Origin of the sequence: Sutcliffiella sp. NPDC057660, assembly GCF_042800035.1 — a bacterium.
Classification (GTDB): domain Bacteria; phylum Bacillota; class Bacilli; order Bacillales; family Bacillaceae_I; genus Sutcliffiella_A.
In genome coordinates this window covers 46,667-66,812 of the sequence record NZ_JBHVHV010000008.1, presented here as the reverse complement: position 1 = coordinate 66,812, position 20,146 = coordinate 46,667, and the positions used below count along the sequence as shown (strand labels likewise).

The following is a 20,146-nucleotide window of genomic DNA, read 5'->3' as shown; positions in this document are numbered from 1 at the left end:
ATGATGTGGAAAAGAAACTGGCTATCTATCGCTACAACAATTTTTTTATTAGGTTCATGCTTCATTGTCGGGAAAAATGCAGAAGATTCCCTTATCAAAAACCTGATCATTATTTCTGCTATTGCTGTTGATATAAAGGATGAGGAATTATTGGTGACGATACAAGCAATCGATTCCACCGCCATAAAAAACAGTTCTACAAGCCAACTTGGATTTATCCTCTATCAGGAGAGTGGGCGTACGATTACCGAAGCTATTCAGAAAATACACACATCCTTTTCAAGATTCATTTTCCTCGATGACGTCAAAGTGATCCTTGTAAGTGAAGCGCTTGCTAAATCAAGGGGGATTAATGATGTCGTAAATTATCTATTCATGGAGCAGAGCATCTCCTCCAACACCATGTTTTTTGTCAGCAAAGACACTTCAGCACATAATATCCTCGCGATGTTTACTCCCTTCCAAAAAGTATCTTCGCAAAGGATTGTGGACATGATTGAAAATATTAAAAACTACTCCTCCTTTGCCATACCGGTATATCCAAACAGGGTGAAAAATCTCCTTTTGAATTATCCTGTTGTCAATAATGTGATTCCATATTTAAGAATTGTTGGAGATGATGAAATTGGAATGACAAAGGAAAATATTGAGACTTATCAACCTGCATCTAGAATCACTATTGATGGGATGTCTTATTTTAAAAATGATAAACTGGTGGATTATCTTAGTAATGAGGAAAGCCAAAGTCTATTATTCTTGATGAATAATATCAAGGGTGGATCCATTGAAGCCGGCTGTCCACAAGGAGATGGATTTTTTTCATATTTTATTAAAAAATCCAAAACTTCATTTAACGTAAGATGGAACAAGAATTCTCCAAAAATAACGGTTGATGTCAAAGTAGATGGGAGAATAATCGAATCCGAATGTAAGGATTCGTTTACCCATCCAAATCTAGAGAAGTTTAGAAAGCAGTTATCGGATCAAGTAAAAGATAACATAACCATCCTCATCCAAAAGAGTCAATCTGAAGAGCTTGATTATATCGGAATCGGAAAAGAACTTTATCTATCTGAGCCGAAAAAATGGCGTAAAATTGAAAAGGAATGGTTTTCCATTTATCCGGAGACTCCATTTGAAGTAGTAGTGGATATATCTGTTACAAAAACGGGAGACGCATCGTCGCTAGAATAGCTAAAATAAGGATGAGGCCAATGAATACAACAAAAATATCAATAACTCAGGCATTTACATTACTGACCCTTTTCCTTCTTGGTTCATCCGTTGTATTGGGGCTAAACCTGGAAGCAGAAGAAAACGCATGGGTCATCAATACAGGTGCGTCCTTGTTTGGTATCTTCCTTTTTTTCTTTTATACGTATATTCTACAAAGAAATGGCTGGCCCGAATTCCATCAACTATTGGAAATCGCCTTTGGAAAGCTGCTAGGTAAAATCTCACTTCTTCTATACAGCTTTTATTTTCTCTATATAGGAACTCGTGTAATGAAGGATTTCATCTATTTTGTCAGCCATATTTTCTTTTACAATGCTGATCACGGGATCATTTCTTTTGTATTCATCTGTCTGATTGGCTATGCAGCCACATTGGGTCTGGAAGCAGTGGCCAGGACTTCGGAACTATTATTTGCCATTTCATTATTTCTTATTATATTGATAATTTTATTCTCTTTCCTATCAGGAATTATAATGGTTGAAAATATCCGCCCTTTTATTGATCTTGAGGTAATTCAACTAACGAACTGGATTAAATATATCACCTTCCCTTATGGAGAAATGGTAGTGTTTTTGGTGATATTCCCATTTATAAACGACAGAAAAAAATGGATGAAACGTGGTTGGATCTCCGTCGTACTCTGTGGGTTGATTCTAATTTCTATAACAGAAATCATCATTGCCATTTTAGGGGCAAAGGTATCTTCTCTTTATACTTTTCCCCTGGTGAAAGCTATTGAAATGATTGAATTCCTCGGAGTCATTCAGCATTTGGAGCTTCTGACAGCTTTTTCTTTTATTATTGTAGGCTTTGTAAAAATGTCTATATTCTTTATCGCTGGTATTAAAGGCGTTTCATACACTTTCCCATTCTTGCAGGAAAAGTTCATCATCTTTCTAATAGCATTATCCGTCTATATTGCAACCTTTTACATTGCCGAAGACATGCCGGAACACCTGTACATCGGCCTAAAAATCGTCCCGGTATATCTACATATCCCTTTCCAATTTATCATTCCACTTATTATATTGGCACTTACCGCGATAAAAAGTAAAAGCAACAGGTTCCTTGGTTCTTAATAGAAACGAAAATTATTTCGAAATCCGTAAAAAACGATACCTTTTGCACAAAATGTCATGCTATGATAATCATAGTTCAGCGCAAAGGGAGTATTCGATATGTTAGCTCAAAAAATCTCTTTACCTAAAGAAGAAAACAAAACAGTCTATTCCATCCTATTCATCATCGGCCTGGTACACCTTTTGAATGATGCCATCCAATCGGTTGTCCCTGCTTTGTTTCCGGTGCTGGAAAGTTCAATGGGACTGACATTTACGCAAATCGGCCTGATTGGATTCGCTTTAAATGCAACCTCTTCCTTGATTCAGCCTGTAGTCGGATTATATACAGATAAACGACCTTCGCCCTACGCTCTTCCAATAGGTCTGATCTTTTCCTTTATTGGGATTATAGGCCTTGCACTTGCGCCTACATTCTGGCTCATCATCATCTCAGTCATGTTTATCGGGATAGGCTCTGCCACGTTCCACCCGGAAGGTTCGAGGGTAGCCTATATGGCTGCAGGGAACCGGAGGGGATTGGCACAATCAATCTATCAGGTCGGAGGAAATTCCGGTCAGGCGCTTGCACCGCTGATCGCAGCATTTCTATTGGTCCCATTCGGGCAATTCGGTGCCATATGGTTCACCCTCGTTGCCGGTCTTGGGGTGTTTCTATTATTCTATATTGCCAAATGGTATAAAATGAAGGTTTCTGAATCAGCTGTAAAAGCCCCGGTTAAGAGAAAAACAGCTGCCAGCAGCAAACAGCTGGAACAGAAAAAGCTTGTACTATTCTCTATTACTCTATTAATTTTTCTAGTATTCGCCCGCTCCTGGTTCCATGCAGGAATAACAAATTTCTACCCCTTCTATCTGATTAAAAATTATGGACTGTCCATTGCCGAATCCCAGATCTATATTTTCATTTTTCTTGGAACGGGAGCCGTCGGGACTTTCTTTGGAGGACCGCTTGCCGATCGTTTTGGGAAGAGAAACATGATCCTCCTAAGTATGCTGGGTTCTGCACCGTTGGCTTTCCTACTTCCTTATACCGGTCCGATGCTCTCCTATGTACTATTGGGTATCATCGGGTTCATCATCCTTTCCAGCTTCTCTGTAACGGTTGTATACGCACAGGAGCTTGTCCCTGGTAGAATTGGACTCGTATCCGGACTTATTGTCGGCCTCGCTTTTGGAATGGGAGCAGTCGGTTCAGTAGTTCTTGGTATCCTCGCAGACTGGATAGGTTTAAATAATACAATCATGTTTGCAGCTTGCCTTCCATTGATTGGATTACTCACCTTCCTGCTTCCAACAGATCAAAAGTTGCGGGAAATGAATGGAGATTGACCCAACGAAGTCACTTCCCTATACTGGTAGAGTGATTTCCAAAAGATAATAAATTGAATTAGGTGATTAATCTTGGATTTTGATATTCAGTCTTTAGCCTTTTATGTGATTGAAATTGAAGGAAGCGGCGATACTGCAAAAAAGCTTTTTAAACAAATGGCAACCCTTGACGAAGCGCAGTATCAGGAGAGCCCTTTAAAATCTTTTCTGGATGGGGAATTAATGAAAATCTCCAAACGCAAGGTGGACCGCCACCCAAAAAGTGATCAGGTACCAACAAAAATTGGACGTTTCACCGTGGAACCGGGGTATGATCTTGGATCAAATCCAAACTATAACCTATTCCATCGCATTAAATTTGCAGAAACAATGGAGCAGTTCTCCAAGGCAAGTGAAGAAGTCGCAGCCACTTATACAGACACTACTGCAGTAAGAGGCGGGGTGTTGATCGTTTCACGTGCCAAGTTGAATAAGTATTTTGATGAACCATTCGTCTTTGTCCTAAAATGTGACTTTGAGCAGAAGGTAGCATCCATCACGGACGAGAAAACATTGATACATAATGTGCAAATGGCTATTACAACCAAAAACATGAAGTCCATTCAGTACCCTTTCATGCCAGAGGAAGGGATCGTGGAGGAAGGCGAATTGAAGATTCATCAATCCTCCCATTCCCGATATTTTGAGGATTTCCTGAAATATGTGGAGTATGGGGAATCGATGCCGGAGATCATCAAGACGCAAGTAATGGGAATGGTGCATCAGGAACTCGCAGAAACCTATCAGGATGAAAGTGAAGAAAAGGAAAAGGCGGAATCGGCAATGGAGGCTTGGGCCACTAGTCCGAAACGGGAACTTCAGGAACGCTGGTCTGATGAACAGGTAATCGAGGCTTCCTCAAGCATCATTGAGCAGACGCCTGATATAGAACTCAAGTTCAAGCTCGACCACCTTTCTGTAAAAGGTCTCCTTGCCGACTATGGCGAAAATATTCATATCGCAAGGATCAATAATCGGGTGGTCGTCCTTTTGGAAGGAGATTTTCTGCAATTCGAGAAAAACGTCTCCCCTGTCGAAATGCTGAAACCGAGCGATCTGAAGCTGATAGTGGAAAAGCTGGAACGTAAGCATTAGGATAGAAGAAACATAAGGGAAATGAATATATATTGATTTTTGTGGAAACATATGCCTATCAATTAGATGGGGTGAGCAAATGGATTGGTGGACGTTCCTACGCTATGCATGCTCTATTTCGGGTATGGTTTGCCTTGGATTTACCTATGCATATATGATAAAAAGTTCAAAAAAGAAGGAAGAAAAGCTTGAATAACAGGAAAAAAGCAGGAGTCCATTGACCCCTGCTTTTTTCATCTCACAATCAATTGATCTTTTCAAAAAGCTCGATTCGTTCCCCATCCGGTCCTTCAAAGAAAATATATCTCGCTCCATTGGGAAGTGTGGTGATTTCATTTTCCACAAAACTGACATTCAGGTTCTGCAGACGCTGGTATTCTTCCTCGACATCATCCACCTTCAAAGCTATGTGATGAACCTTGCCTTCAGCAGGCAAAGCATCATTATATCCCTCAATCAATTCAATTTCCGTTTCTCCGTCCACCTCAAACCCTAAAAACGCCAGCTTTATTGTCCCATTCGAATGGTCCAGCTCCCCTTTCAACTTAAGCCCAAGGGTATCTGTATAGAATGAGATGGATTTTTGAATATCCCTCACCATTATTCCTACATGCTCAAGACGTTTTATTGCCAAGGATAATCTCTCCCTTCCATTTTAATTGCTGCGTAGGCGACGGATATTTTCAACAAGGAATGTCACATATTCCTCATCCTTCACAAGCCACGCAGCAAAGTTTCTCTTGATGTATTTTTCCGCTTCCTGAAATGACAGAAAGCTTTTCCCCAGCAGCTGTTCATTATTCTCAATCTCCCATGAACCATTTTCCCTTGGAATCAGGAATAGAATGCCCTTTGACTTGGATTCATACAGAACCCCGTTTGGAGATTCCTTGATATTGAACACATTCTTGGCTGCATCTGTTTTCAAAGGATCCAATGGGAATGATTCTGCTACATATAGCTTATATGCCGCTTCATTTAGATTGCATCCTGAAGCCTTCGCATGGCCGCCTCCTTCAAATTTTCCTGCTACTTCCGACACATCCACATCATCATGGATCGTTCGAAGGCTTATTCTTTTACTTCCCATATTGATCATTGCAATATAATCAAGGTGGGGATTTTCTTTTCCCAGTGCATTGCCTAGCTCCGACAAAAAGGATTCTGCGTACACGATGCCAACCCATAGGTTTCCAACCTGTTTTTGCACAAGCTCCCTCTTTTTACGTCGCAAATACTTTTCCATCTTTTTTTCTTCCATATTCAATAACTGGTCTTCAAGGTCATCAAATAGGAACTTCGTTGAATCCGCAAGCTTTGCAAGCATTCTTGCTTCAAACTCATCAATGGACATCATGTATAGGAGATCATTTAGCCTTTTAGCCTTGTGATTTTGGTTTCTATCCCATTCCCATGTATCATATTGTCGTACGAGCTCCACAAATTCATGGATTGCTTCGGTTCTTTCCAAAAGCTGATGGTTCTGGAGATACTCGTAAAATAGGGATGTGGCACTTGTTAAGCGTCCATCTTCGTATTCAACTTGCACGAAACCCCAATCATACTCATTCAGGGAGAGCGCCGTCTTGTGGTGATCGATAAACTGAACCTTGCCCCCTGCCTTGTTAAGGGAATCCAGTTTTTTTGCATTTTCTTCATGGACCGATAAGTCTGTTATGTATATGGTATCATTGGGAATGGCGTGCTCAAGATAATTGGCAACCTGATAATTCAAGCTCCCTACCGAGTTGTAGTGAACCTCAACTTTTTCCTTAAACGCTATTTTAGCCAGAATTCCACAGCCAACCCCGTCCAAGTCGTTATGTGTAAACAAGTGGATCATTGCATTCACTCCTTTTCTAAAACGAAATAGAGGCCGAAAAACTCGACCTCCTTATTTAGTATATTCTGCTCCCCAATGTTCACTTATATGAGCCTCTCTTCCGGACTCTACACGTTCCTGCTTATATTTTTCCGGATTTTTTTTATAAAAGGCCTGATGATACTCTTCAGCTGGGTAGAATTCGACAGCTGGAATGATTTCGGTTACAATCGGCTTTTTAAATCGTCCACTTGTAGCAAGATCCTTTTTGGAATTTTCCGCAAGCTCTCTTTGTTCATCATTATGGTAGAAAATTGCGGTTCTGTACTGACTTCCTCTATCAAAGAATTGACCTTCATCATCAGTAGGATCGATTTGCGGCCAGTATAGCTCCAATAATCTTTTATATGGGAACAGCTCAGGTTCAAACTCAATCTGGACAGCCTCGTAGTGGCCTGTATCCCCCTTTTTAATATCCTCATAGACTGGATTCACTGTATTTCCTCCCGTATAGCCTGAAGTCACGCTGACAATACCGGGCATTTCATCAAAAGGCTTAACCATACACCAGAAACAGCCTCCTGCAAAGGTTGCGAATTCTGTTTTTACATTTGTCATTAGATGAACATCCTCTCTGAAAAGCAATTATGTATTTGATGGAATTTTACACTAATTATATAGTTGATACAATGAATTTGTTCATCTTTAGTTTACATAACTAAATTACGGAAAAGTAATATTAACTTAATCTTTAAACTTTTCCATGGTTGCGTTTACATACATTTACTATCCACCCGTTGTATTGTACGATAATCCTTTGTGTCAAAAAACACATCTATTATAGAACGATTGGAGTATCATCATGCAAATACTAGAACAAATTACACACCTGCAATTAATGAACCAGTTTTGGCTTCTTCTCCTCTTTTTAATCCCAATGGTTTTGATTTCAAGAATGGCAGTGGCAGGCACACGCTTTTCCCCGATCTTAATCATTGTTATCTTAGGATTATCAATGGGCTACCTATTGGTTTCCACTGAAGTTGCGACACCTGGACTAGTGGAATTCCCTTTGGTTGACTTTATGGCTAGGACGACCATTATAGCATTGATAGTCTCATTCTTTGTTGGCGGACAGGAGCTTCGGAAAATTCTTGGAAACAAAGATCTGGAGTCAGAGGATATCATCACACCGTCTGATGAGGAAACAATTCTTGGGACAAATCGCAGTCAATTTATTTTTATCATTCGAGCATTTTTCCTTTTATTCGGACTCGAAGGTTTGACGCGCCTACTGTTGAATGATGATAATAGCATTTTCAGCAGCACATATCCATTGATTGCCTATATCGGTATCATTGGAGCAGTCCTCTTTGTCGATAACCGTGCAAAGATAAATAACAAACATCAGTATATCCCTAAAGGGCTACTTGAAATGGGGACCATCGTTCTCGTTTTGGTGCTATCTTTTCATATTGCTGCTCTAGTTAAACCTTTCATCGCTCTTCCGCAGATATTCTTTGCCATGATGATTTCTGCCGCTTTAGGAGCAATACTATATAATTGGACATTTGGTCCTACCGTCCGAGCTTTGCTATATGCAGGTATTCCAGTAGTACTTGCTGCTAACTTCATGGTTGGTGGCTCGAGGATCGGTGATGCATTTTCGATTTCTGGAATGAATGCTGTATTGGCATACGGATTTTTCGGCCAGTTGTTCTGGATGTTTGGTGGAATAGCACTTGTTATGTTCTTTGCCAAAACAGCTCACGCACGTAATTTGGCACCTGGTATGGCTGGTTCCCTGTCTCATTCAGGTTTGACCGGAGCCTGCACAGCGGGTGATTTCGGTTCCACTGCTGCTAAAAGGGCGCCAATCATGATCAACATCCCATTTTTCGGTCATATTTTCGTGTTTTCCGTACTGGCGATCAGTGCAGAGCGTGGAAGTCTTTGGATCTCGCCATCGCTATTGATTATCGCAGTAGGTTTAGGTCTTACTGTTCTTTCCTTGATAAATTTAAGAAAATCAGCTGGGGATGACAAGAAAGAAGTAAAAGCCTTGATGCAATTTTCATTCGGCTGGCAGATGTGTGCCGTGTTTGGCGGACTCGCACTTTTAAGCCTTAGCACGATGAGTCTTGATTATGCAGCCATGGCTCAATCTTCTGCCATTTCCCACTTTGGCCTGTTTGCAGCCATTCAAGGGGGAATGTTTGGTACGGAGGCTTCTGCCCTGATTCCTTTCATCTTCTCCATGCCGTTCCTGGTTCACCCATTGGTATTTTTCATGTTTGGTAAAGCCATGGAAAACAACGGTGAAATGCCAATCAAACCAGTATACATCCTTGCATTAATCGGTGTTGCCGGTGTTGCTTATGCCATATTTGGTGTTTAAGCTTAACTAAATAACACTTAAAAAGAGGCCCTAAAGTCTACAAAGGATGACTTTAGGGGCCTCTTTTTTTAATATTATAGATGCAGATTTGTTAGAATGATTTTGGATATTGTTAGAATGAAGCCCAAAATTGTTAGAATGATTGTTACATCTGTTAGAATGTTTAGTCTTTCTGTTAGAATGATGTACAAATCTGTTAGAATAAGGTAGAAATTCCTGCAATGTTTCTTCCTCGAAGGTACAATTCTACCAAAATCTTCATTTTCACTAGCAATTGGGGCATTTATTCTACCAAACACCTCAATATTTCTGCTATTCAGTCCAATATTTCTACCAAGCCCTAAAAACCGAACAAAGTGCTGCCAGAAAAGTCAGCAAATATACTTTTCAGACAGCATCTTTTTGGGCTATTCCTGAACATTTTTATTATAATAATCCACAGAGTACATTGCACCCTCACTTACCATTTTGTTGTCCTCGATATCCTCTGGATCCGGGTTTCCCGCCTTTTCAATCGGCAGATTTGATTTTTTATGGTTAAAAGAGACGATTCTGCTTTTAAGATTTTTGGTTATGGATACTAGTTTATGCCTGCTTGGATTAAATGCAATCAATCCCACACTTGTTAGCCCTGCTCCTATTAAAAGATACGACTTGAGTGGACGACTATTCATTTACATAAACCTCCTCTAAAAAATGTTTTATGATTATTCTATGTTTATACCCCATCCGGCAGGGATAAAACATTCAGGAGGCCACATAAGCCCATTCAATTTATTCCGTGTTTGAACATGACGGCCTTGATAGCCATATAATCCACTTCTTCCGGCAGTGCCTCTTTTATTGGTTTCAGTTTTTCGGAACCAACCTCTTCCATTGCTTGAATGATGGCATCTTCGAATTCTCGTGGAATGAAAGTATCCCAATCTATTTCCACGTCTTCTTCCTCTGCACATTTGAAAAGATGATTTTGAATGGTGATGGGACTCATCTTTCTTTCTTTTGCTATTTCTTTTATGGATAGTCCTTCCATGAAAAGCTTATAGGTAAAAAGATGACTAGGTTCCCCTGACGATGTTTTGTTTCGGCTACCGACTGATGATGGCTTGCGTTGCGAAGACTCCATCACGTTCGGTGATTTATCTATTTCGATGCCATTCTCTGTTACAAATCGGGTTATCTCTTCTTCAAATAGCCTGCCAAACTTCTCATATTTCTGTTCTCCCACCCCTTTAATCTCAAGCATCGCATCCTTATCCTGAGGGTAGAATTTACTCATTTCTCTTAAGGTACTATCGGCAAACACAACATAAGGCGGTATCTCTGCCTCTTGTGCAACCTTCTTTCTAAGCTCTCTTAGGGCCTCGAATAAATCGCTGTTTTCATAGATTCTGTCTACTGTCTCCTTCAATTTCAACAGGACTTTCTCTTGGTTCTTTAAAACCGGTACAGACCTCGAGTCAAGTTTAACTATAGGGTATTGGCCTTCGGTAAGAATTAAATATCCTTCTGCAATCAGGATATTAATCAAGTCCACTAGTTCTTTCTCTGAGTAGTTGTTCATCAGGCCATAGGTAGGCAACTGTTCGAAACGGAATTGCTGGATTCTCTTATCCTTGGAGCCTTTCAGCACTTTTGCTACTAGAGTGGCACCGAACCTTTCATTCATCCGATGGATACAGGAAAATATCTTCTGTGCCTCAAGCGTAATATCCTGCTCGACATATTCATCTGAACAGTTGCTGCATTTCCCACAGTTTTCTTGTGTGTCCTCACCAAAATATCGCACAATATAGCTCTGCAGACACTGCTGTGTATAACAGTAATCCATCATGGATTGGAGCTTTTGATATTCCTGCTGCTTTCTTTCGGGAGATCTGATACTTTCTTCTATCAGAAATTTTTGCAACTGTACATCTCTTGCATTGAAGAGAAGCACACATTCACTCGGTTCTCCATCTCGTCCTGCCCTTCCTGCCTCCTGATAATAGGATTCAACCGTTTTAGGCATATTGTAGTGAATGACAAAGCGGACATTCGATTTATCGATGCCCATTCCAAAGGCATTGGTGGCAACCATGATTTTTACCTGGTCATAAAGGAAATCCTCCTGGAACTGTCTTCGTTCATCTTCTGTCAGTCCCGCATGATACTTCCCGACCGCATAACCTTTTTCATTTAAAAGACCGAATAGCTGATCCACTTCTTTTCTTGTACTAGCATAAACAATACCAGCTTCTTCTTTATTTGCTTTTAGGAACTGTTTCAAAAACGACTCTTTATTTGTGCCCCTTAATACGGAAAATGTCAGGTTTTCCCTTGAAAACCCCGTCACGAATGTATCCTCGTGATCAATATTCAAAATGGAACTGATGTCTTGGATTACTTCCTTCGTTGCAGTTGCAGTGAATGCTGCAATAATCGGATTTCCTGCGAGCCTTTGTATAAACGTTCCAACTTCCCGGTAGCTCGGTCTGAAGTCATGTCCCCATTGAGACATACAATGGGCTTCATCCACTGCTACAAGTGAAATGGTGGTATGTTGAAGAACGCTCAAAAAATCATAGGAATCAAGCCGTTCCGGTGCCAAATAGACCAGTTTTACATTCCCTTGTGAAATAAGCCCTAAACGATGCTGAACCTCACCAGAGGAAAGCGAACTATTGATGTATGTCGCCTTCACTCCGATGCTGTTTAGAGTATCCACTTGGTCTTTCATTAAGGAGATCAAAGGCGAAACGACAATGGTCAATCCATCCATAAGCAAGGCTGGAATCTGATAACAAATGGATTTCCCTCCCCCGGTTGGCATTACACCAAGTGTATTTTTCCTATCTAATATGTTTTGGATGATTTTCTTTTGTCCAGGCCTGAAATCCTGATAACCGTAATAATGTTGAAGCAGCTTTATAGCTTGTTCGTACATAATGCACCTCTTTTGCAAATGTTAATTGGAAGATACAATGAATTGGGGCTTATCCGTGGAAAAGGGAGAGTAAGTGGGAGACCATCTACCACTATACTAGCTAAAATAAAGGAAGTGTTCAACTTTCAGCTTACGCGAATAGTTCTTTCACAGTCATGGATAAATCGTGCAGAATTCTGCTGTCTTTCATCGTTTCATTCATTTTGAAGCTTTCAATAATCCCTTTGTAATACCATTCCTGTTTTTCTGCGCCTCTATTAAACCGGGACCATATTGAGTGCCCAATCATTTTTTTGTCTTCAATGATAGATTTCAGGTTATGTAATTTATCGGCACAGATTACATGACCGATTTCCATATCCACCTTCATGATTTCGGCAATGGTATGCTGTTTCCGCTCTTCCCATGGAGCCCCCTTGTTCGGTTCCGAACAGCCCTCCACTATCCTGGCTACGTTATCGTTGAATTCCAACGAAAGAATGGAAAGATTCATGTCTGTGTCCTCCACTGTGTCATGAAGTATTCCAGCACAAATGACATCCTCTGAACACCCGTACTCCTGCAGGATCATTCCTACTCTGACCGGGTGCACGAAATATGGTATATCTGTTCCTTTTCTGACCTGATTCCTATGTGCTATGGCGGCAATGGCTAAAGCCTTATCAATTTGGCTCATTAATATCCCCCTATTAATCTTATTCCTAGTATTCTCTTATTCTATCATGATAAAACACCGTATTGCTTGATTTATAAGTTCAGAATGTTTAAAATTTACCTTACAATAGGTTGTCTAACAAATCATATTGACAGTTTTTGAATCCGCTTACATAGTTGGTTGCCTATTAGTATTTATTTAGGGGGAATATTCAATGATTTACGCTAATCCTGGTGAAAAAGATTCAAAGGTATCCTACAAGAACCGCTATGACAATTTCATTGGTGGAGAGTGGGTTGCTCCAGTTAAGGGTGAATATTTTGAAAATACTACTCCGATTACCGGACAGGTCTTTTGCGAAGTGGCCAGATCCACCTCAGAAGATATTGAATTGGCATTGGATGCCGCTCACAAGGCTAAAAAGGCTTGGGGTCAAACCTCTGTTGCAGAAAGAGCAAATATCCTGAATAAAATAGCTGATAGAATGGAAGAAAACTTGGAAATGCTTGCAGTTGCTGAAACGTGGGAAAATGGGAAACCTGTAAGGGAAACATTGGCTGCCGACCTTCCGCTGGCCATAGACCATTTCCGATATTTTGCAGGTTGCATACGTGCCCAGGAAGGTTCGCTTGGTGAAATCGACAATGATACAATCGCCTATCATTTCCAAGAGCCGCTTGGTGTTGTTGGACAGATCATCCCATGGAACTTTCCGCTCCTGATGGCTACATGGAAGCTTGCCCCTGCCCTAGCTGCAGGAAATTGTGTCGTTTTAAAGCCAGCCGAGCAGACTCCTGCGTCGATTATGGTACTTACTGAACTAATAGCAGATCTTCTCCCACCTGGGGTATTGAATGTCGTGAACGGCTTTGGTGTGGAAGCAGGAAAACCGCTTGCATCCAGTGATCGAATTGCAAAAATTGCGTTTACCGGTGAAACCACCACTGGGAGACTTATCATGCAATACGCATCCCAGAACATCATTCCTGTTACACTCGAGCTTGGAGGAAAATCACCAAACATCTTCTTCGAGGACGTTCTTGCAGCCGATGACGATTTCTTTGATAAGGCTGTGGAAGGCTTCGTGATGTTCGCTCTTAACCAAGGCGAGGTTTGTACATGCCCTTCCCGAGCACTGATCCACGAATCCATTTACGATAAATTCATGGAACGGGCATTGGAACGAGTTGCCCAAATTAAACAAGGAAATCCACTTGATACTGAAACTATGATAGGAGCACAGGCTTCATCCGAGCAGTTGGAAAAGATCCTCTCCTATTTGGAGATTGGAAAGGAAGAAGGAGCAGAATTGCTAGCTGGTGGTGAACGCAATATGCTTGAAGGAGATCTTGCTGGAGGCTATTACGTTAAACCTACTGTCTTTAAAGGCAATAATAAAATGCGAATTTTCCAGGAAGAGATCTTTGGTCCGGTTGTTTCTGTTACTACCTTTAAAACTTCCGAAGAAGCACTGGAAATTGCGAACAATTCCCTGTATGGTCTCGGAGCTGGGGTATGGACACGGGATGTGAATACCGCATACAGATTTGGCCGACAAATTGAAGCCGGTCGTGTATGGACAAACTGCTACCATGCCTATCCTGCTAATGCAGCATTCGGCGGATACAAAATGAGTGGAATCGGTCGTGAAAATCACAAAATGATGCTTTCCCACTACCAACAGACAAAGAATATGCTGGTGAGCTATAGTCCGCAGAAACTTGGATTCTTCTAAAATGGAAAAAGTCAAGGCGACAGTTGCCGCTATTGAACTGATAGAAAAGCTGAGAGTCAAGCACGGTCCAGTCCTATTTCATCAGTCGGGAGGCTGTTGTGATGGCAGTTCACCAATGTGCTATCCGAGGGATGACTTTATGATTGGGGATTCTGATATTTGCCTAGGGGAAATTGGTGGTACCCCTTTCTATATGAACAAAAAGCAATATGAATATTGGAAACATACGCAGCTGATCATTGATGTCGTTCCAGGCAGAGGCGGCATGTTCTCATTGGAAGGTCCTGAAGGAGTAAGGTTTCTTACCCGGTCAAAGGTGTTCCCAACATAAGCAAAAAAAGACCTCAGATAAGTGGAATTGATTTTCCATCAGTCTGAGGTCTTCTTTTTATTTTTACTTTCATTCTGTTCTTGGTTTAGTGGGATCGCATTTAGGTTTAGCGATACTCGAGGATTGAGCCAGTTTCATTAGGTAGTAGCATTCTTCCCTTGCCATATGGTCTGCCATGATTACGGAAAAGCTTCCGATTAATTTGTCTTCCAGCTGCAACTCCTTAATTTCATTTAAGAAGACCATAAATAACTCAATTTCTAGTTTTACTTCTTTGTTCATGCGATCTAAGGCAGGAAAAGAATCCACATTCGCCCTTAAATAGCCTGCGAGTTCAACTGCTTTAACATAGAATTCTTTGAATTCATTGACAAAGTCGAAGGATTTCAATTTAATTTTATGCTCGACCATATCCAAGCTGTCATTTATCCCTTGTGCATGGCCAGCTGCATCCAATAGCCAAACAAGGTGATGATGAAGTTCATGAAAAATTGGAGGACTCTCCCCCGCTTCGAGGTACTGATGAATATTCAAATATTCTTCTAACTCATTCACCATATGGTTGATGAATGTAGGTGGAAGATTTATCGTGATCTCGCCTGCCAACTGACGGCGAATAATGGATAGTTTAAATTCTCTCAATTTATTGGTAAGAATTTTTGTTTGCTCCAGCTGATTCTTTACGTTTTTTTCATTTAATCTCTTGCTTTTTTCATACCAATTGTCATATTCGTCCTTGAAGTAAGTCGCTCTTTTCACATCCTCTATTTCCTTGGGAGCCAAACTATCTAGGAAAAACCTCGCATGATCTCCAAAAATCTGCATCCAAAATAGCTGTTCAAACTTAGCATCTTCCAAATACCCCAATTTACTTCCACCTCCCGCTTTTAAAAATATATTCGCTTAACTAAGAATTATTTCATTGAGGCTATGTATTTATATATCTTGTTTTTTAAAAATATAGACAACCCTTTTGATATTGTTGCATACAAATTAATATTAGACATGCTTTTAGAAGGGGTGGAATTTGTGAGATTCTTTATCGTAAAAAAGAGTTGGATTATTTCGGTTTTGCTATGCTTTATCATTGCATTAGGAGGCTGGTACATCGTCAATGTCGGCATCATCCCGACAACAGGTAAACCGGCACAGGATAATCAGTATATTTATCATATGATTACATCGGAATTTAAAACGACCCTAGCAGATGGCTCGGAAATGGAAGCTTATCGTTTTGATCCTGGTACCATTACTGTTCCTAAAGGTAAGGAAGTTACAATCAGCATTTTTGGGGTAAACGGTTCGGAGCATCCATTTTCAATTGAAGGAACCGACATATCCGGCGTAGTCAAAAAAGGCGAAGAAACATTAATCACCACCACATTTGATAAGCCAGGAGTCTATCAGTTGGTTTGTACCACACACACCAACCATGCTCACCATGCCAACCAAAAGGTCCCTCTATGATTGCCTATATCTATGTATATTAAGAAAGCTGGGTCCTCTCAGCTTTTTTATTTTCCTTCAAAATGAAATGATTCTTTTGCAACCCCGCTATTTAATGGTATAATTTCAACGACATTAATTTTGGAGGAAAAGTATACATGCTTACAGTTACAAATATAAGTCTACGTTTTGGTGATCGAAAATTATTTGAAGATGTTAATATAAAATTCACCCCTGGCAACTGCTACGGTCTTATTGGAGCAAATGGAGCAGGGAAATCCACGTTCTTGAAAATTCTATCTGGCGAAATAGAAGCACAGACTGGCGATGTTCATATGAATCCAGGCGAACGTATGGCCATTCTTAAACAGAACCACTTTGAATATGAAGAACACGAAGTAATGAAAGTCGTCATTATGGGGCATTCCCGTCTGTATCAAGTAATGCAAGAAAAGGACGCCATTTATATGAAAGAGGACTTTTCTGATGAAGACGGCATGCGTGCTGCAGAACTTGAAGGCGAATTCGCTGAACTTAATGGTTGGGAAGCAGAGTCTGAAGCTGCCATCCTTCTTAAAGGTCTAGGAATCTCGGTTGACCTTCATGACAAGAAGATGTCTGAACTGACAGGTGGAGAGAAAGTGAAAGTTCTACTTGCTCAAGCCCTATTCGGTAAACCAGATGTTCTATTGCTCGATGAGCCTACAAACCACTTGGACTTGAAAGCGATCCAATGGTTGGAAGAATTCCTGATCAACTTTGAGAACACAGTTATTGTGGTTTCCCATGACCGTCACTTCTTAAATAAAGTGTGTACACACATTGCCGATCTGGACTACAGCAAAATTCAGATCTATGTTGGAAACTATGATTTCTGGTATGAATCAAGCCAGCTGGCATCCAGACTTTCATCTGATGCCAACCGTAAAAAAGAGGAAAAAATCAAGGAACTCCAGGCATTTATTGCCCGATTTAGTGCAAATGCTTCCAAATCGAAGCAAGCGACTTCCCGTAAAAAATTACTGGATAAAATTTCGATCGATGATATTAAACCATCATCCAGAAAATACCCATACGTTAACTTTACTCCTGAGCGAGAAATCGGTAACGATCTTCTTCGCGTAGAAGGTTTAACAAAAACGATTGATGGGGTTACTGTGTTAAACAACGTCAGCTTCATTATGAATAAAGATGATAAAATTGCGCTGGTTGGCGGAAATGAAATCTCCAATACTACATTAATGAAAATTTTGACTGGTGAAATGGAGCCGGACAGCGGTACGTATAAATGGGGTATCACCACTTCCCAAGCATACTTCCCAAGAGACAACTCCGAATACTTTGAAGGTGTGGACGCAAATCTTGTTGACTGGTTGCGTGAATACTCCCCTAACGACCAGACGGAAAGCTTCTTGCGCGGTTTCTTAGGAAGAATGCTATTTTCTGGTGAAGAAGTGTTGAAGAAAGCAAGTGTCCTTTCAGGAGGAGAAAAGGTACGTTGCATGCTTTCCAAAATGATGCTGAGCGGGTCGAATGTCCTGTTATTGGATGATCCTACAAACCATCTGGACTTGGAATCCATCACTGCCTTGAATAACGGTCTGATCAGTTTCAAAGGGTCCATTATCTTCACTTCCCATGATCATCAGTTTATCGAAACGATTGCAAACCGTATCATTGAGATTACACCAAACGGAATCGTCGATAAGCAAATGTCTTACGATGAGTACCTGGAAGATCCAACTGTTCAAAAGCAACTAGCAGATTTATACGCATAATCTAGAAAAAAGTCTTCTTTCCGGAAGGCTTTTTTATAAATAATTGAAACTTTTCTAAATACTAAATCGTAGAAAATGAAGAATATTTCATATGATACCCTTTTATCCATAGGATTTTATTCTGTGACTGGCAATTGTTGATTTACTTACTAAACTTAGCTGTTGATTGGAGCAATAGGCGAAGACTCCTGCGGGAGGTAGCGTTTAGTGGAGACCCCGCAGGCGAAGCCGAGGAGGCTCCACAAACGCCCCGCGGAAAGCGCAGCCTAGTGCGGAAATCAACAGCGGCTTACTTAGGCTCGTTAATATTTACGAAAAAAGAGGTGAAGACAGTGCCACAATCTAAGTGGTTTCGAATCGGCTATGGGCTGATTGTCATTTTATTGATTATTTACTTGCTTTCCCTTGTCAATTTCATTTTCACCCCTATTACAATCATGATCAAAACGTTGTTTGCACCGATCATATTGGCAGGAGTGATGTATTATCTTCTGCGTCCTCTAGTGAATCTCGTAGCTCGCTATGTTCCAAGAGGTTTGGCTATCTTAAGCATTTACTTAATGTTTATCGGATTGATCACGCTTTTGCTATTCCTGATCGGTCCAACCCTTCAGCAGCAGGTTAATAGCTTAGTGAAGAATACACCTGAAATCGTCAATGACATCCGTGACTTTACCGCAGAACTCCAGGAAAATGAGTATATAGCAAGATTTCAGCAGGACGAGCGTTTCTCCCTTGAGGAAATCTCCGGCAAAATTGCTGATAATCTGAATGCCTATTTGACTGCCTTTGGATCAAATGTAATAAATGTTATCAGCGCCATAACCGGATTTATCGTATTACTTGTCATCATCCCATTTGTCCTCTTTTACATGTTGAAGGATGGAAATAGCCTTCCTGATCAGATCATCAAATTCATCCCTAGACAGCATGAACGGGAAGGCCGTGATGTTCTTAAAGACATGGATATTGCCATTAGCTCCTATATTCAAGGACAGATAATTGTCAGTATTTTCGTTGGTGTCCTCATTTATATAGGATTTTTGATCATTGGCCTGGAGTATTCTCTTGTTTTGGCTCTGATCGCAATGTTCACCAATGTAATTCCATTTATCGGTCCTTTTATTGGCACTATTCCTAGTATTATAGTGGCATTTTTTGATGAACCGATTATGGCACTTTGGGTGATGATTGTGGTAATTATCGTCCAGCAGCTTGAGAGTAATCTTGTATCTCCTCAAGTAATGGGGAAAAAACTTGATGTACATCCTTTAACCATTATTCTTTTATTGCTTGTGGCGAGTAAGTTTGCGGGTCTGTTGGGCCTCTTGCTTGCCGTACCGACTTACGCCATTTCCAAAGTGGTAATTCTGCATACCATCCGTTTTATCAATTTACGAAAAGTGAAAGTGACTGAAGATACACTCATAAGGTGACGTACATGAAAAATATGAGAGGGATAACCCTCTCATATTTTTATTGCAAAAGAATGATATAATGCTGTCATTTATGTTAAAAATATCTGCATCCTACTACATGGTTCTTTTAAATGGATATTTCATAAAATTCTTGATATGATGGAAATAGATTTTAGTTCATTAAACTAGGAAAGCGCGGGGATAATAATGGCACAAACACATACCTTTTCGAAGGGGGAGGAAATTGCCAATTCCATTACACATGGTATAGGCATATTAGTTAGCGCAGCTGCACTGGTTCTACTCATCGTATTTTCTGCAATTAATGGAACCCACCTGCATGTTCTTACCTTTATAGTATATGGTGTGACCATGCTGATGCTATATACCGCTTCTACATTGTTGCATGCATTACCTCAAGGGAAGGCGAAGAATGTCTTTGAGATCCTGGACCACTCTTCCATCTACTTCTTTATTGCAGGGAGTTATACTCCAATAACATTGATCATCATGGAAGGAGTACTAGGGTGGACCTTGTTCGGAATCGTTTGGTCCCTTGCTTTGGCAGGCACGGTTTTCAAAGTATTCTTTGTTCGCAGATTTCTTTTTGCATCCACAGTTCTCTATGTTTTGATGGGGTGGCTGGCTATCTTTGGATGGAGTGAGATTACGGCTAAGGTCGGTACAACAGGAATAGCTTTCTTAGTGACTGGCGGAGTCGTATATAGTGTTGGAGCCATTTTCTATATGTGGCGGGCATTCCCATATCATCATGCGGTTTGGCATATTTTTGTGCTTGCTGGGACAGTACTTCATTTCTTTTTTGTTCTGCTATATGTGCTGCCGATAAAATAAA

At 40.6% G+C, this 20,146-nt stretch carries 18 protein-coding genes; 11 read left to right on the top strand and 7 right to left on the bottom strand.

The window, feature by feature from the left end:
* From ACFVAD_RS10570 to ACFVAD_RS10555, 4 genes are all read left to right on the top strand, one after another.
* Entirely contained in the window at window positions 1–1,194 is a 1,194-nt protein-coding gene (locus ACFVAD_RS10570) for a Ger(x)C family spore germination protein (protein ID WP_386639268.1), read from the top strand.
* A gap of 20 nt (window positions 1,195–1,214) precedes the next feature.
* Window positions 1,215–2,315, top strand: coding sequence for a GerAB/ArcD/ProY family transporter (locus tag ACFVAD_RS10565; protein ID WP_386639265.1), 1,101 nt, complete (start codon window positions 1,215–1,217; stop codon window positions 2,313–2,315).
* Between the two features lie 99 nt (window positions 2,316–2,414).
* On the top strand, window positions 2,415–3,647 hold the full coding sequence (locus tag ACFVAD_RS10560) for an MFS transporter (protein ID WP_386639262.1): 1,233 nt from the start codon (window positions 2,415–2,417) through the stop codon (window positions 3,645–3,647).
* Between the two features lie 72 nt (window positions 3,648–3,719).
* Complete coding sequence (locus tag ACFVAD_RS10555; RefSeq protein ID WP_386639260.1) at window positions 3,720–4,781, top strand: DUF3900 domain-containing protein; 1,062 nt, start codon at window positions 3,720–3,722, stop codon at window positions 4,779–4,781.
* Window positions 4,782–5,025: 244 nt separating this feature from the next.
* Here the strand turns inward: ACFVAD_RS10555 and ACFVAD_RS10550 are convergent, their stop codons facing one another.
* The 3 genes from ACFVAD_RS10550 to msrA are packed head-to-tail and all read right to left on the bottom strand — an operon-like array spanning window position 5,026 to window position 7,221.
* Window positions 5,026–5,415, bottom strand: coding sequence for a VOC family protein (locus tag ACFVAD_RS10550; protein ID WP_386639257.1), 390 nt, complete (start codon window positions 5,413–5,415; stop codon window positions 5,026–5,028).
* A gap of 21 nt (window positions 5,416–5,436) precedes the next feature.
* The gene (locus tag ACFVAD_RS10545) at window positions 5,437–6,624 is read right to left on the bottom strand and encodes a DHH family phosphoesterase (protein ID WP_386639254.1); all 1,188 of its coding nucleotides are present in this window, start codon (window positions 6,622–6,624) and stop codon (window positions 5,437–5,439) included.
* A 51-nt stretch (window positions 6,625–6,675) separates the two neighbouring features.
* Complete coding sequence (gene msrA, locus ACFVAD_RS10540) at window positions 6,676–7,221, bottom strand: peptide-methionine (S)-S-oxide reductase MsrA (protein ID WP_386639251.1); 546 nt, start codon at window positions 7,219–7,221, stop codon at window positions 6,676–6,678.
* Window positions 7,222–7,465: 244 nt separating this feature from the next.
* Between msrA and ACFVAD_RS10535 the strand changes: the two genes are divergently transcribed.
* Entirely contained in the window at window positions 7,466–9,001 is a 1,536-nt protein-coding gene (locus ACFVAD_RS10535; protein ID WP_386639249.1) for a hypothetical protein, read from the top strand.
* Between the two features lie 407 nt (window positions 9,002–9,408).
* Here the strand turns inward: ACFVAD_RS10535 and ACFVAD_RS10530 are convergent, their stop codons facing one another.
* The 3 genes from ACFVAD_RS10530 to ACFVAD_RS10520 all read right to left on the bottom strand — a co-directional run bounded on the left by ACFVAD_RS10530 (window position 9,409) and on the right by ACFVAD_RS10520 (window position 12,603).
* Window positions 9,409–9,675, bottom strand: a complete 267-nt coding sequence (locus ACFVAD_RS10530) for a hypothetical protein (protein WP_386639247.1) — start codon at window positions 9,673–9,675, stop codon at window positions 9,409–9,411.
* A gap of 95 nt (window positions 9,676–9,770) precedes the next feature.
* On the bottom strand, window positions 9,771–11,927 hold the full coding sequence (gene recQ, locus ACFVAD_RS10525) for a DNA helicase RecQ (protein WP_386639245.1): 2,157 nt from the start codon (window positions 11,925–11,927) through the stop codon (window positions 9,771–9,773).
* 130 nt (window positions 11,928–12,057) lie between these two features.
* Window positions 12,058–12,603, bottom strand: a complete 546-nt coding sequence (locus ACFVAD_RS10520) for an HD domain-containing protein (RefSeq protein ID WP_386639242.1) — start codon at window positions 12,601–12,603, stop codon at window positions 12,058–12,060.
* A 193-nt stretch (window positions 12,604–12,796) separates the two neighbouring features.
* Here ACFVAD_RS10520 and adh point away from each other — a divergent pair, with 193 nt between their 5' ends.
* Together adh and ACFVAD_RS10510 are read left to right on the top strand one after the other, a co-directional pair.
* Window positions 12,797–14,317, top strand: a complete 1,521-nt coding sequence (gene adh, locus ACFVAD_RS10515) for an aldehyde dehydrogenase (protein ID WP_386639239.1) — start codon at window positions 12,797–12,799, stop codon at window positions 14,315–14,317.
* 1 nt (window position 14,318) lies between these two features.
* Window positions 14,319–14,648: a DUF779 domain-containing protein gene (locus ACFVAD_RS10510; protein WP_386639237.1), complete on the top strand. Its 330-nt coding sequence runs from the start codon at window positions 14,319–14,321 to the stop codon at window positions 14,646–14,648.
* A 69-nt stretch (window positions 14,649–14,717) separates the two neighbouring features.
* Here the strand turns inward: ACFVAD_RS10510 and ACFVAD_RS10505 are convergent, their stop codons facing one another.
* Entirely contained in the window at window positions 14,718–15,515 is a 798-nt protein-coding gene (locus ACFVAD_RS10505; protein ID WP_386639235.1) for a DUF2935 domain-containing protein, read from the bottom strand.
* A gap of 162 nt (window positions 15,516–15,677) precedes the next feature.
* Between ACFVAD_RS10505 and ACFVAD_RS10500 the strand changes: the two genes are divergently transcribed.
* From ACFVAD_RS10500 to trhA, 4 genes are all read left to right on the top strand, one after another.
* On the top strand, window positions 15,678–16,115 hold the full coding sequence (locus ACFVAD_RS10500) for a cupredoxin domain-containing protein (RefSeq protein ID WP_386639232.1): 438 nt from the start codon (window positions 15,678–15,680) through the stop codon (window positions 16,113–16,115).
* Window positions 16,116–16,252: 137 nt separating this feature from the next.
* Window positions 16,253–17,872: an ABC-F family ATP-binding cassette domain-containing protein gene (locus tag ACFVAD_RS10495; RefSeq protein WP_386639229.1), complete on the top strand. Its 1,620-nt coding sequence runs from the start codon at window positions 16,253–16,255 to the stop codon at window positions 17,870–17,872.
* A 332-nt stretch (window positions 17,873–18,204) separates the two neighbouring features.
* On the top strand, window positions 18,205–19,308 hold the full coding sequence (locus ACFVAD_RS10490) for an AI-2E family transporter (protein ID WP_386639227.1): 1,104 nt from the start codon (window positions 18,205–18,207) through the stop codon (window positions 19,306–19,308).
* A 189-nt stretch (window positions 19,309–19,497) separates the two neighbouring features.
* On the top strand, window positions 19,498–20,145 hold the full coding sequence (gene trhA / locus ACFVAD_RS10485) for a PAQR family membrane homeostasis protein TrhA (RefSeq protein WP_386639224.1): 648 nt from the start codon (window positions 19,498–19,500) through the stop codon (window positions 20,143–20,145).
* Window position 20,146 lies beyond the last annotated feature (1 nt).